The sequence below is a fragment of the Streptomyces pseudoechinosporeus genome, assembly GCF_054783935.1.
The window spans coordinates 295,134-308,031 of sequence record NZ_BAAGPS010000009.1; the positions used below are offsets into that span (position 1 = coordinate 295,134).

The following is a 12,898-nucleotide window of genomic DNA, read 5'->3' on the forward strand; positions in this document are numbered from 1 at the left end:
GGGTGGGGGAGGGGTTCTTTTCCCCAGGCCCGCCCCTTCCCGAAACTGGGGGCTGCGCCCCAGACCCCCCAAGGGGGTGGGGGTGAGAGTCGTGTCGCGGCTGCAGGCCCGTCGTGGCTGGTCGCGCAGTTCCCCGCGCCCCTGAAGGGGCGCTCCCGGAGCCGCCCGCCCTCATGCTCGCCAGCCACCACGTGCCCACACCCTTCCACCGGCGGGAGGGGACGTGGGCCGGTGCGTCAAATGCCCGTCGCGTAGGTTTTGTCTCAGGAAACCCGCACCCTGTACCAAGCAAGGGCCGTACGCCCCGCCTGCGACGGGCTGACGCACCGGCCCACGGCCCCGACCCACCCACGGACCCCAGGGGCGCGGGGAACGGCGCGACCAGCCACAACGCACCCGCACCCAACAACGAACCCAACCGCCGGAGGCACCCGTGGACGAACGGATACCCGTGACCCGCCCCGTGGATCACGGAACCGCCAAGCTGCTTCCGGACATCGACCGGAAGCGCGCCTGGCTGCTGACGGTAAACGGCGCTCCGCAGTCGTACGTCGATCTGGACGCGCCGACGCACCTGGAGTTCGAGTACGCGCGACGGCTCGGGCACGTCCTCGACACCCTCGCGGAACCGGGTCTTCCGCGAGACGTACTGCACCTCGGCGGCGGCGCACTCACCCTGCCCCGGTATCTCACCGCGACCCGGCCAGGGTCCCGGCAGGACGTCGTCGAGGCCGACCAAGGCCTGCTGGACATGGTGGCCGAGCACGTTCCCGTCCCCGACGACGCCGGCATCACGCTGCACGCAGCGGACGCCCGCACCTGGCTGGAAACCGCCGCCGCCGACTCCGTCGACGTCGTGATCGCCGACGTCTTCGGTGGCTCACGCGTCCCGGCGCACCTGACGTCGGTGGCGTACGCCCGAGCCGCCGAGCGGGTCCTGCGCGGCGACGGGGTCTATCTGGCGAACCTCGCCGACACCGCTCCGTTCGCCTTCCTGCGCTCCCAACTCGCCACGTTCTCCACGGTGTTCGAGGAACTGGCGCTGATCGCAGAGCCGGGCGTGCTGCGCGGTCGCCGGTTCGGCAACGCGATCCTCGTCGCCGCCCATCACCCCGTCGACACGGCCACCCTCGCCCGCCGTACGGCCGCCGACGCGTTCCCGGCCCGCATCGAACACGGGGCCGCGCTGCGCGACTTCATGGGGGACGCCGAGCCCGTACGGGACGAGAACGCGGTGCCGTCGCCCGAACCACCGGACGGCGCGTTCAGCATCGGCTGACACGGTCTTCAGGGCAACCGGCACGCCCATCACGCCGGTCACGCCCTTCACGATCCGTCGGCCGGGCGCTTCCATCCCGCCGGCTCACTCGCCGTTGGCACTCCCACCACCACTTCCTTCGTACGCCGCGTCATGTTCCGTACGTCGGACACGCACAACACCGCCGCCGTCACCACGACGACCAGCACGGTGCACCCCCACAGGGAGGCCGTACGCCCGAAGGCCTCCTCCGCCGGGCCCGCGAGGGCCGTGGCCAGCGGGACCATGGAGACGGAGCCGAACCAGTCGTAGGCCGAGACGCGGGAGAGCCGGTCCTCGGGGATCTCCTGGTGCAGCGCGGTCATCCAGGAAACCCCGAAGACCTCGAGGGCCACACCGCTCACGAACATCACCGCACATAGCCCGGCCACCGACAGGGGCACCGCGAGCGCGGCCGACGGCATGGCCAGCGGGAAGACGCAGAGGGTGCCCGCGAGCAGCAGGCGGCGCGGTTTCCAGCGCATCATCAGGATCGCGCCGCCGACGTTCCCGGCGCCGAACGCGCCGAGTGCCAGCCCCCACGGCGCCGCCCCGCCGAGGTGGTCCCGGGCGACCAGCGGTCCGTACACCGACTCGGCGGCGGCGACCACGGCCACCACGACGGAGAACTGCGCGACGATGGACCACAACCAGGGGCGGCCGACGACCTCGTGCCAGCCGTCCCGGAGGTCGGCGAGCAGGCCCTCGCCCGGCTCGCGCGGCGGTATGTGGCTCACGTCCAGGAAGGCCCGAAGCGACCCGGCGACCGCGAACGCCACCGCGTCCACGGCGAGCACCCAGCCGGGTCCGATCGCCGCCACCATGGCCCCGCCGACCGCGGCGCCGCCGAGACCGGACCCCTGCGTCGCCAGCCGGAACAACGCGAAGGCGCGGCCGACCTGTTCGCCGCTGACGGAGGACATCAGCATGCCCTCGGCCGCGGGGCCGAAGAACGCCTGGCCGGTGCCGCCGAGCGCGGTCAGGAGCATCATCTGCCAGAGCCGCGGCTCCCCGGTGAGTACGAGGACCGCGAAGGCCCCCTGCGAAAGGCAGTTGAGGGTGTTGGCCGCGACCATCACCCGATGCCGCGGCAGCCGGTCCGCGACCGCGCCGCCGATCAGCAGGAACAGCACCAGAGGGAGAGTGCGGGCCGCCGCCACCAGGCCCACGTCGCCGCCGTCGCCACCCGCGTCGAGTACCGCGAACGCCGCCGCGATCAGCGCGCCCTGGCTGCCGAGACTCGTCACGACCGAGGCGGCGGTCAGCAGCGTGTAGTTGCGGCCCGCCCATTCGGGGCGGCGCGGGCGTCTCGGGGCGGCGGCGGAGGGACTGGTCACTGGTGAACTATCGCGTCACCGCCCCGACTTGCCAATCGCCAATCGCGCCGAAACCCCCAGAACCCCCAGAACCCCGGAAAGCCCGCCAAGCTACGAATCCGTGGGAGCGGCATCGGTGAGGCGTACCGTCTTGAGGATCTTCTGAACGGTCGCCTCCGGAATCTCGCCGTCGACGCCCTTGGCGCCGTACAGATTCCAGGTGACGAAATCACCAGCGCCGTTCTTGAACGCGAAGGTGATGGCCTTGCCCTCGGAGTCGCACTTTCCGTTCTGCGGCGTGTTCTGCGAATAGGCCGTCGCGACGCTGCCCTCCAGGCCCGAAGTCGTCTTGAAAGGCTGCGGCTTGGTGAGCTTGACGCTCTTCTTGTCGGGCTGCGTGTAGCCGCCGAAGATCCACCAAGGCACTCGGGTCTCGGCCGCCTGATCCGTGGTTGTGGCGCCGTTCTCACCACGCGTACCGGCGGTGGCGAGAGCGGTGTCCTCCTCGCGGCCGTCCTTGTCGGAGTCGTCCGAGCACCACTTGGACTTGAGATAGGCGGGAGCCGTGACGGTGGTCCGGTCCATCTTGCCCTTCTCTTCCCATTCGAAGCCGACGCTGGTGCCCGCGCTGTCGAGTTCCCAGTCGGCGGGCACATCGAACTCGGTGCCGAACCGCGGGTTCACCACGACCTTCCAGCCGGGAATGGTCGGCTTCTCGCTCTCGGTGCCGCGCGGATTCTCCCCACCACCGGATGCGGGCGCACTCGGCTTCTTCGACGCGGGAGCCGTGGCGGCCGGGCTCTTCTTCTCGGAGTCGTTCGCCGTGTCGTCCTTGTCGCCGCCCAGGACCAGAAAACCGGTGACACCGGCCGCGACGACGACAGCGGTGGCCGCGACGATCGCGACGACCTTCGTCTTGTTGCTGCCACCGCCGCCCTGTGGCGGCTGGGGAGCGCCCAGCGGATCCACGGGCGTGGGCGTATTCCAGCCCGGCTGACCGGGCGGCTGCGTATAGGGGTTGGGCTGCTGCTGATATCCGGGCTGCTGATACGGATTCGGCTGCTGGTACCCCGGCTGCTGATACGGATTCTGATTCGGGTCCTGCGGGTTCTGCTCGCCCCCGGGCGGCTGCTGTCCTGGCCACATGTGCGCCCACCCTAGCGGCGTGGGGACACGTTTTTGTCACTGGCTCTCGTCAGCGCTGTACCGGTCAGGACTCCGACGGGTCCGTGTACAGCCGCACGGTGCTGAGGATTTTCTTCACCGTTGCGTCCGGTACTTCCCCTGATACACCCTTTGCGCCGTGGAACGACCAGGAGACGAAGTCACCGTCGGCGTTCTTGAAGCCGAACACGGTCGACTTGCCGTCACTGTCACACTTACCCGACTTCTTCACACCCGTGGACCACGCGGTGCCCACACTGCCCGTGATGCCGGACTTCGTCGTGTACGACTCCACCGCCTCGGAGTCGATGTTCGCCTTCTCCGGTTGTGTGTACGCCCCGTAGACCCAGGCATTCGAGTCGGCGCGAGCGATCTCTTCGGTACTCCTGGCGCCGTTGTTGCCCCGGGTGCCCGCGCCCGCCAGCGGTGTGTAGTCCACGCTGCCGTCCTTGTCCTCGTCCGTCCCGCACCACTTCGACTTGAGGAATGCCGGAGCCGCGATGGCAGCCAGGGGCTTCTCCTCGGGATCGTCGTCCTCGGTGACGTACGAGACCCAGTCGGGGGACTCGAGCGCCCAGTTGGCCGGCACGTCGAAGGCGATGCCCGTCTTGGGGTTCACCACGGCCTTCCAGCCCGCGACGGTCGGCTGTTCGCCGTCCGAGCCGCGTGGGTTGCCCGAACTGGTGGGTTGCGCACTGGACTTGGCGGGATCCGGCTCGGCCCTGTCTTCCTTGTCGCCGCCGAGCAGGACGAATCCGGTCACGCCCGAGGCGACCACGACAGCCGCCGCCGCGACGATGGCGATGAGCTTCGTCTTGTTGTTGCCACCGCCGCCCTGTGGAGGCGTGGGCCCGCCCGGCGGGACGGTGGGAGCCGTCCACTGGCCCTGCTGATAGGGATTCGGCTGCTGATAGCCAGGCTGTTGGTACGGGCTCGGCTGCTGATAACCGGGCTGCTGGTACGGATTGGGCTGCTCGCCGGCCGGCGGCTGCTCTCCTGGCCACATGGGCGGTAACGGTACTGCGATCACATCGTCGGCTTCTGGCCAGGTAGGCTACTCGCGGGTAACGTGGCGGTCATGAGCGCAGACCAGATGTCGATCGGCGAGATGCTCGCCGCCACGGTGCCGATGGTCCGGACCCTGAACCTCGAGTATCTCGAGACCACACCGGAGAAGGCCGTCCTCGCCCTGCCCGACCAGAGCGAGTTCCACAACCACGTCGGCGGGCCGCACGCCGGAGCGATGTTCACGCTGGGCGAGTCGGCGAGCGGGGCGGTCGTCCTCGCCGCCTTCGGGGACCAGCTCACACGCGCCGTACCGCTCGCCGTCAGTGCCGAGATCGCGTACAAGAAGCTTGCGCGCGGGCCCGTCACGGCCACCGCGACGCTCGGCCGTCCCATCGCCGACGTCGTCGCCGAGCTCGACGACGGCAAGCGCCCCGAGTTCCCGGTGGCCGTCGCCATCCAGCGGGAGGACGGTGCCGTCACCGGTGAGATGACGGTTGTCTGGACGCTGCGCCCGAACAACTGAGCTCGTTCGCGGCCTAGTTGCCGAGTCCTGGCAGATTCCCGGGTACGAAACTGCCGACGGCGAGCGGTGATTCGTACCGGGGGAGGCCGCACGATGGAAGGACGCAGGGTGCGCGCTTCCGGGGCCCGGAGCGCAAGGCCGGCCGTGAACGGGGGTTGCGATGGTGCTCGTGGTGATCGTCGGGGTCGCTCTGCTCGGGCTCGTCGCCTGGGCGACGGTCGTGCTGATCCGGCGGGACAGCCGACGCCTCGAAACGACCGCGGACGCCCACCGAATCGAGTCGGCCGCCACACAGGGCATCCGCGACGCCCGCCGCCGGGCGCGGGCACTCCACCGGATGGGCGGTGCCGGTGGGATCAGCCGCCTGGACGTACGCGACTAGAACAGCCCCATCCGTCCCAGAACGGTGGACTCCCCACGGTGGCCGCCGCCCCACTCCTTACGAGGAACTGACGCAGCACCCAGCGATGTTGCCTCACCCGTCACACAGGCCACTATGGTTCTTCACGTCACCGGCCCACGGTGGCGGCGAGGCCCGGGGCCGGGCGTGAGCCAGAAGGGCGGCTCGCGAACGAAGGTCCCCAGGGCCACTGGCTTGCCTCTTTCGCCCCTCCGGCGACGAGGCCGGCATCGCCGCGGTGTAAGAAAGCGGCCACCGCGGCGCTGGGCGGGCGCCCCGGGTCCTCTCCGGGGCGCCACGCACGGTGGCGTCCCCGCACCGACGGCGCTCCGTGATCAGCGGGAAACCAGCCAATGATCAGCGAAACATGGGCAGTTGGGGACCCGTGAACTTACCCGGGCCGAGCCGTGGAGAATAACGTGGGCGCCACGGCTGGTATCCGACGGTTTGCGGTTCCCGCAGCGACTACACACAGGAGCGTCCATGACTGATGAGCCGAACATCTCCGACCCGGAGGCGCTCTCCAAGATCGACACCACTGTGCCGCAGTCGGCCCGCATCTGGAACTACTGGCTGGGCGGCAAGGACAACTACGAGGTCGACCGCGTAGCCGGTGACGCGTTCCGCGAGATCTTCCCCGGAATCGAGACCGGAGCCCGTGCCGCCCGGTACTTCCTGGCCCGCGCCGTCCGGCATCTGGCCGCCGAGGAGGGCATCCGGCAGTTCCTGGACATCGGCACCGGTCTGCCCAACGTGGACAACACCCACGAGATCGCCCAACGGGTCGCCCCCGAATGCAAGATCGTCTACGTCGACAACGATCCCTTGGTGCTCGCACACGCCCGCGCGCTGCTCACCAGCACCCCCGAGGGCGTCACCAACTATGTGGACGCCGACCTGCGCGAGCCGAGCACCATCGTGCGGGAAGCCGGGAAGACGCTGGACTTCGATCAGCCGATCGCTCTCATGCTGATGGGCATCCTGGGCCATATCGAGGACTACGACGAGGCACGCTCCATCGTGCGGCAACTGGTGGACGCCCTGCCCTCCGGCAGCTACCTGGTGCAGTACGACAGCACCAACACCAGCGAGGACTACGTCACGGCCATCCAGCAGTACAACGAGGGCGGTTCGATCCCGTACATCCTCCGCAGCCCCGAGCAGATCGCCCGCTACTTCGACGGTCTGGAACTGATCGAACCCGGTGTCGCGTCCTGCTCGCGCTGGCGTCCCGACACCAGCGCCTGGGGCCTTCCGGCGGAGGTGCACCAGTACGGCGGCGTCGCCCTCAAACGCTGAAGCTCGCCGGCCGCACGGCCTGCCGATCCGCGTCCGAAGGTTCCGAAGGTCAGGTCTCCTGGAGGATCCGATGCAGGGTCGTGGGGGTCGCCTCGGGTGATTGGGCCTGTACCACCAGGCGGTTCATGACGCCCCAGTAGTACTCGATCTCGGCCGGCTTGTCGGGGTAGAGGGCGCTGGCGAGCTGCTCGAGGTAGACCACGTCGGGCAACTGACCGCCGGGCAGCCGCAGGATGCTGACCGGACCGCCGGACGCGGCATGGCCGCCGGCGCGGAACGGCATGATCTGGACGGTGACCTGCGGGAGTTGAGAGACCTCGATGAGGTGCTGGAGCTGGGCGCGCATCGTGCTCCTGCCGCCCACCGCACGACGCAGCGCCGCCTCGTCGAGCACGGCCCAGAGCTGAGACGCCCGCTCCCGGTGCAGGATCCGCTGGCGGGTCATCAGCAGGGTGACCCGCCGGTCCAGCTCGTCCGCGGAGGTATCCGGATGGGCGAGGCGGAGGGCGGCGCGGGCGTAGTCGGGGGTCTGCAGCAAGCCGGGGACACGCTGGACCTCGAAGCTGCGGATGAGCGTGGCCGCCTGCTCGACTCCCAGGTAGGCCTGCATCCAGCTGGGCACCACGTCGCTGTAGGCCTGCCACCAGCCGGGGGTGTTGGCCTCTTCGGCCAGAGCCAGCAAGGTGGCGCGTTCGGCCTGGTCCGTGACTCCGTACAGCGTGAGCAGATCGGCCACGTCACGCAGCTTGCACCCGTGGCGACCGCACTCCAGCCGGCTGATCTTGGACTGTGAGGCGCGGATGACATGGCCCGCGGTCTCGCGAGAGATCTGCTGCTCCTCCCGCAGTTGGCGCAGCCGCGTACCCAACACGAGGCGCGGCACCATGGGCCCGGCCGACCCGGCCGACGGGCCGTTCAGGAATTCGCTGTCGGACGGTGAATGTGCGGCCTCTGTGGTGCCCATGGGCATTCTCCCTGCGGTGAACGCAACTCTGCACGCGTGAAAGCGCTGAGGTTAGCCATGGTAAGGGCTGACCGGTACCTGATCATCGACTTGACGCAGACCCAGCGGATCGCCGGCAGCGCCGTTGCCGTCCACGTCAGCGGGTACGCCGCCCCGGCGGCCGACTGACCGGCCGCCCGGTTGACCGCCGACTGCCGCTACCCCGCGTGCGCTTCCCGGTGCGTCTTGGCCCGCTCCACGTACACCGAGCCGTTCAGGGAGATCCCCTCACGTTCCTCCGCTGTCAGCTCTCGTCTCACCTTCGCCGGTACGCCGGCGACGAGCGACCCCGGCGGCACCCGCATCCCCTGCGGCACCAACGCCTGTGCGGCGACCAGCGAACCCGCCCCGATCACCGCTCCGTTGAGCACGGTCGCCCCCATCCCGATCAGACAGTCGTCCTCCACGGTGGCACCGTGGACCACGGCGTTGTGCCCGATCGAGACGCGCTCTCCGACGGTGATGGGGAAGCCGGGGTCGACATGGAGCGTGCAGTTGTCCTGCACGTTGCTGCCCGCGCCGATGACGATCGGTTCGAACTCGGCACGCAGCACCGCGCCGTACCAGACGCTCGCGCCCGCGTGCAGCGTCACATCGCCGAGCACCACGGACGTGGGGGCGGCGAAGGCCTCCTGATCCACCTTCGGATTCTTGCCGCCCACGCCCGCTATCAGCGCCTTGTGCGTCATCGTCAACTCCTCGTCTCGTCGATACCGGCACCGTAAGCCATCGGTCCGGGGGCGGGGTGGGGCGAAGATCACAGGCGTACGACCTCTTGGGCGCGGCGCCCGCTGAGTACGGTGAGCGGGTGCCCAGGAGCAGGAACACGTTCTCGTCATGGCGGCGCCGCCTCGTCCAGCGCGCCGTGCATGCGGGCTGGGCCTGGGTGCAGCGCACGGGATCCGTGAGCGCCGAGAGCCCGGGACGGTTCCGCTTCGGCGCGATGGGAACAGGTACCAGACTCGCCTTCCCGCTCGGCACGGTCTTCGGTGAGCCGTGGATCCATCTCGGCGCCCACTGCATCGTCGCCGAACAGGTCACGCTGACCGCCGGGTTGATGCCCGATCTCGACCTCGGCCCCGATCCCATTCTGCGGATCGGCGACGGTGTCGTGCTCGGCCGCGGCAGCCATGTCATCGCCGACACGACGGTCACGATCGGCAGCGACTGCTACTTCGGGCCCTATGTGTACGTAACGTCCACGAACCACTCGTACGACGATCCCCACGAGCCGATCGGCAAGCAGTGGCCGCGGATGGAGCCGGTTCAGATCGGCTCGGGCTGCTGGATCGGGACGGGTGCGGTGATCCTGCCCGGGGCGCGGATCGGGCGGAACGTCGTGGTCGCGGCCGGTGCGGTGGTGCGCGGAGTGGTGCCCGACCACGCGGTGGTGGCCGGTGCCCCGGCACGCGTCGTACGCCGCTGGTCGCCGGGCGACGGCTGGCAGCCGCCCCTGCGTACGCCGGCCCCGGTGCCGATCCCCGAAGGCGTCACCCCGGACCAGCTGCTGGCGTTGACCGAGCTCGACGCCGAGACCGCTGCCCGCCTCGCCGCGCTGGGCGCGGAGGGCGCCGTCGGGGACGTACGCGCCGACTCCTAACCGGTGGCCAGCAGTACGGTGCCGACGAGGGCCAGGCCCGCGCCCGCCGCCTGGACGCCGCGCAGCCGTTCGCTGAGGATGCCGCGGGCGGCCAGGGCCGTGACCACCGGGTAGAGCGAGGCGAGTACGGCCGCCACGGTGACCGGGCCGTTCTGGGCGGCCAGCGAGTACGTGCCGTTGGCCGCGACATCGGCGAGGCCGACGAAGGCGAGAGCCGGGAGCGCGGCGGGCTCGACCTTCGGGGGAGCCTCGGTGCCGCGGCGGACGGCGGTGTACAGGGCTGTGCCGCCCGCGACGACGTTCGTCACGCGCTGGACGAACAGGGCGAGGAAGAGGCCGGTGAGGGTGGTCGAGGCCTCGGCGATCAGGGCCATCACCGCGCCGAAGCCGAACGCCGCGAGCAGGGTGAGCAGGACGGCCTGCCGCTGCACGGGGGCGCCCTTGAACTGCGGGCCGCCCGCGAGTACGACGCCCACGACGGCGACCGCGATCCCCGCGAACTGCAGTAGCCCCGGCCGCTCGCCGAGGACGAGACCCACCCCCACCGGGACGGCGACGCCGAGCGAGCCCAGGGGCGAGACGACGCCCATCGGCCCCAGGGCGAGTGCCTTGTAGAAGGCGAGCATCGCGATGGGACCGACGAGCCCGGCCGCCACCGCGAACCACAGCTGCGGACCCGCCTCGCTCCAGGCACCCGTCGCCACGACGATCGCCCCGAGCACGACGGTGGCGATCGACTGCGAGACGACCACCACGGTCAGCGCCGGCGTACGTCGTGTCAGCAGCCCGCCGCCGAAGTCGGCCAGCCCCCACAGAAGGCTGGTGGCCAGGGCGAAGAGTGCTGTCACGGGATGCCTCGCAGTACAGTGCAGTGAACAAACGGGTGCACCACACCGTAGTGCAAAGTATTGAACTCTGTCATTCAGAATATTGGACGCAAACTTTTGGACGTGATGTGTCGGACCTCAACCTGCTGACCCAGTCCCTGGCGCGCAACGTCAAGCGCTGGCGCAGCGAGCGCGGCTTCACCCTGGAGACGCTCGCCGCTCGCGCCGGGGTCAGCCGCGGCATGCTCATCCAGATCGAGCAGGCGCGCACCAACCCCAGCCTCGGCACCGTCGTCAAGATCGGCGACGCCCTCGGCATCAGCATCACCACGCTGCTGGACTACGAGCAGGGGCCGAAGGTCCGGATCGTCCCGGCCGAGCAGGCCGTACGGCTCTGGCACACCGAGGCCGGCAGTTACAACCGGCTCCTCGCGGGCACCGAGGCACCCGGCCCGCTGGAGATGTGGGACTGGCTGCTGATGCCGGGCGAGGGCAGCTCCTCGGACGCGCACCCGGCCGGCACGGTCGAGCTCATCCATGTCACGGCGGGCGAGCTGACGCTCACCGTCGACGGCACGGAGCACCTGGTCCCCGCGGGCGCGAGCGCCTCCTTCGAGGCCAACGTCCCCCATACGTATGCCAATTCGGGCGACGTACCGCTGGAGATGGTCATGACCGTGTCGGTCCCGGGCGTGCACTGAGACACCCGTCGAAGGCCGTCCGTACGCCTGTTAGCGTGCGGTCATGCGTGCACCCATCGGACACTTCGACAACGCCACGCCCGCGCCCGACTGCCTCGACGAACTGACCCGCCCGGTCGCCGATGCCGTACGCCACTGGCGCGGCAACGTCCCCGCCGAGCAGATCGTGTACGTCGACACCGAGCCGGACTGGGCCGACACCGCCACGTTCCTCGAGCACTACGGTCCGGAACTCCTCGACCAGTCCGCCAACTGCGTGGTCGTCGCGGGCAAGCGCGGCGGGGAGAGCACGCTGGCCGCCTGCGTCGTGCTCTCCGCCGCCCGGGTCGATGTGAACGGCGTGGTCCGGCGTCAACTGGGCGCGCGCAAGGCGTCGTTCGCGCCGATGGACACGGCCACCGGCGAGACCGGGATGGAGTACGGCGGGATCACGCCGATCGGGCTGCCTGCCGACTGGCCGGTGCTGATGGACTCGGCCGTGGTCGATCTGCCGTACGTCCTGGTCGGCAGCGGCCGTCGGCGCGGGAAGCTGCTGGTGCCGGGGAAGGCGTTCGCGGAACTGCCGAACGCTGTCGTGCTGGAGGGGCTCGGCGTCGCCTGACGCGCAGGTCACGCCGTGTGGTGGGCCAGGGCAAGGTGGGGATCCGTTTCGCCGGGCGCGGGTGACGGGTCGGCGTGGACCAGGGCCGCGGTGAGCCCGGGAACGGCGTGCAGCAGGGCGTGCTCAGCCTCGACGGCGACGCGGTGCGCCTGACGTACGGTCACGTCACCGTCCACGACCACCGCCACCTCGGCCCGCAGCCGGTGGCCGATCCAGCGCAGCCGCAGCTCGCCGACAGCCTGCACGCCCGGCACCTCCCGCAGCGCGCGCTCGGCCCGGTCCACCAGCGCCGGGTCGATCGCGTCCAGCACCCGGCGGAAGACCTCGCGCGCGGCGTCACGCAGCACCACCAGCAGCGCTGCCGTGATCGCCAACCCCACGATGGGGTCGGCGAGTTGCCAGCCGAGCGCCGCGCCGCCCGCACCCAGCAGGACGGCGAGCGAGGTGAAGCCGTCGGTGCGCGCGTGCAGACCGTCCGCGACGAGCGCGGCCGAGCCGATCGCGCGGCCGACGCGGATGCGGTAGCGGGCCACCCATTCGTTGCCCGCGAAGCCGATGACGGCCGCGGCGGCGACCACCGGAATGTGCTGGACCGGGCGCGGATCGAGCAGCCGGTCGATCGCCGTCCAGCCCGCGAAGACCGCGGACGCGGCGATCGTCAGCACGATCACGAGGCCCGCCAGGTCCTCGGCCCGGCCGTAGCCGTACGTGAACTGCCGCGTGGCCGCGCGCCGGCCCAGCACGAAGGCGATCCCGAGGGGTACGGCGGTGAGCGCGTCCGCGGCGTTGTGCACGGTGTCGCCCAGCAGTGCGACCGAACCGGAGAGCATGACGACGCCCGCCTGCGCCGTGGCGGTCACGCCGAGCACGGACAGGGAGATCCACAGGGCCCGGATGCCGCGAGCGGAGGACTCCAGGGCGGCGTCGACCTTGTCGGCGCTCTCGTGGGAGTGGGGGGTGAGGAGGTGGCTCAGCCGGTGGAGCGGACGGGAGAGGCGCCCGCGATGCCCGTGCTCGTGGTCGTGCCCGCTGTGCCCGTGCCCGTGATCGTGATGCCTGTGCTCAGGATGGCCGTGGCCGTGGCTGTGGTGCTCGGCGCTCACAAGAGTCCCCTTTCCGTACGCGGGAGTGGACTCGGCGAGGCCCACGGAGCCATTAT

General features: G+C 70.4%; 14 protein-coding genes. 7 read left to right on the top strand and 7 right to left on the bottom strand.

Annotated features, from left to right (window positions below):
* Window positions 1-433 precede the first annotated feature (433 nt).
* On the top strand, window positions 434-1,279 hold the full coding sequence (locus ACYVO6_RS12930; RefSeq protein ID WP_461060537.1) for a spermidine synthase: 846 nt from the start codon (window positions 434-436) through the stop codon (window positions 1,277-1,279).
* Between the two features lie 47 nt (window positions 1,280-1,326).
* Here the strand turns inward: ACYVO6_RS12930 and ACYVO6_RS12935 are convergent, their stop codons facing one another.
* The 3 genes from ACYVO6_RS12935 to ACYVO6_RS12945 form a co-directional block, all read right to left on the bottom strand.
* Window positions 1,327-2,634: an MFS transporter gene (locus ACYVO6_RS12935; protein WP_461060539.1), complete on the bottom strand. Its 1,308-nt coding sequence runs from the start codon at window positions 2,632-2,634 to the stop codon at window positions 1,327-1,329.
* Window positions 2,635-2,724: 90 nt separating this feature from the next.
* On the bottom strand, window positions 2,725-3,759 hold the full coding sequence (locus ACYVO6_RS12940; RefSeq protein WP_461060541.1) for a hypothetical protein: 1,035 nt from the start codon (window positions 3,757-3,759) through the stop codon (window positions 2,725-2,727).
* Between the two features lie 64 nt (window positions 3,760-3,823).
* Window positions 3,824-4,783, bottom strand: coding sequence for a hypothetical protein (locus ACYVO6_RS12945; protein ID WP_461060543.1), 960 nt, complete (start codon window positions 4,781-4,783; stop codon window positions 3,824-3,826).
* 87 nt (window positions 4,784-4,870) lie between these two features.
* On the opposite strand from ACYVO6_RS12945, the gene ACYVO6_RS12950 reads away from it, so the two are divergent.
* The 3 genes from ACYVO6_RS12950 to ACYVO6_RS12960 all read left to right on the top strand — a co-directional run bounded on the left by ACYVO6_RS12950 (window position 4,871) and on the right by ACYVO6_RS12960 (window position 7,007).
* Window positions 4,871-5,308 carry a DUF4442 domain-containing protein gene (locus ACYVO6_RS12950; protein ID WP_352370778.1) on the top strand — a complete coding sequence of 146 codons (438 nt, stop codon included), beginning with the start codon at window positions 4,871-4,873 and terminating at the stop codon, window positions 5,306-5,308.
* Window positions 5,309-5,468: 160 nt separating this feature from the next.
* On the top strand, window positions 5,469-5,690 hold the full coding sequence (locus tag ACYVO6_RS12955) for a hypothetical protein (RefSeq protein WP_461060545.1): 222 nt from the start codon (window positions 5,469-5,471) through the stop codon (window positions 5,688-5,690).
* Between the two features lie 501 nt (window positions 5,691-6,191).
* Complete coding sequence (locus ACYVO6_RS12960; protein WP_461060547.1) at window positions 6,192-7,007, top strand: SAM-dependent methyltransferase; 816 nt, start codon at window positions 6,192-6,194, stop codon at window positions 7,005-7,007.
* Between the two features lie 49 nt (window positions 7,008-7,056).
* On the opposite strand, the gene ACYVO6_RS12965 is transcribed toward ACYVO6_RS12960, so the two are convergent.
* The gene (locus ACYVO6_RS12965) at window positions 7,057-7,971 is read right to left on the bottom strand and encodes a helix-turn-helix domain-containing protein (RefSeq protein ID WP_461060549.1); all 915 of its coding nucleotides are present in this window, start codon (window positions 7,969-7,971) and stop codon (window positions 7,057-7,059) included.
* Window positions 7,972-8,168: 197 nt separating this feature from the next.
* Window positions 8,169-8,699 (bottom strand): gamma carbonic anhydrase family protein, encoded by a 531-nt coding sequence (locus ACYVO6_RS12970; protein WP_461060551.1) that lies wholly within the window; start codon window positions 8,697-8,699, stop codon window positions 8,169-8,171.
* Between the two features lie 119 nt (window positions 8,700-8,818).
* On the opposite strand from ACYVO6_RS12970, the gene ACYVO6_RS12975 reads away from it, so the two are divergent.
* Complete coding sequence (locus tag ACYVO6_RS12975; RefSeq protein WP_461060553.1) at window positions 8,819-9,610, top strand: acyltransferase; 792 nt, start codon at window positions 8,819-8,821, stop codon at window positions 9,608-9,610.
* Here the strand turns inward: ACYVO6_RS12975 and ACYVO6_RS12980 are convergent.
* Window positions 9,607-10,458: an EamA family transporter gene (locus ACYVO6_RS12980; RefSeq protein ID WP_461060555.1), complete on the bottom strand. Its 852-nt coding sequence runs from the start codon at window positions 10,456-10,458 to the stop codon at window positions 9,607-9,609. The two genes, ACYVO6_RS12975 and ACYVO6_RS12980, sit on opposite strands and share 4 nt — an antisense overlap.
* A 107-nt stretch (window positions 10,459-10,565) precedes the next feature.
* Here ACYVO6_RS12980 and ACYVO6_RS12985 point away from each other — a divergent pair, with 107 nt between their 5' ends.
* Together ACYVO6_RS12985 and ACYVO6_RS12990 are read left to right on the top strand one after the other, a co-directional pair.
* Entirely contained in the window at window positions 10,566-11,138 is a 573-nt protein-coding gene (locus tag ACYVO6_RS12985; RefSeq protein WP_461060557.1) for a helix-turn-helix domain-containing protein, read from the top strand.
* A 43-nt stretch (window positions 11,139-11,181) separates the two neighbouring features.
* On the top strand, window positions 11,182-11,739 hold the full coding sequence (locus ACYVO6_RS12990) for a YbaK/EbsC family protein (protein WP_461060559.1): 558 nt from the start codon (window positions 11,182-11,184) through the stop codon (window positions 11,737-11,739).
* A gap of 8 nt (window positions 11,740-11,747) precedes the next feature.
* Here the strand turns inward: ACYVO6_RS12990 and ACYVO6_RS12995 are convergent, their stop codons facing one another.
* Entirely contained in the window at window positions 11,748-12,887 is a 1,140-nt protein-coding gene (locus ACYVO6_RS12995; RefSeq protein WP_461060561.1) for a cation diffusion facilitator family transporter, read from the bottom strand.
* Between the last annotated feature and the right edge of the window lie 11 nt (window positions 12,888-12,898).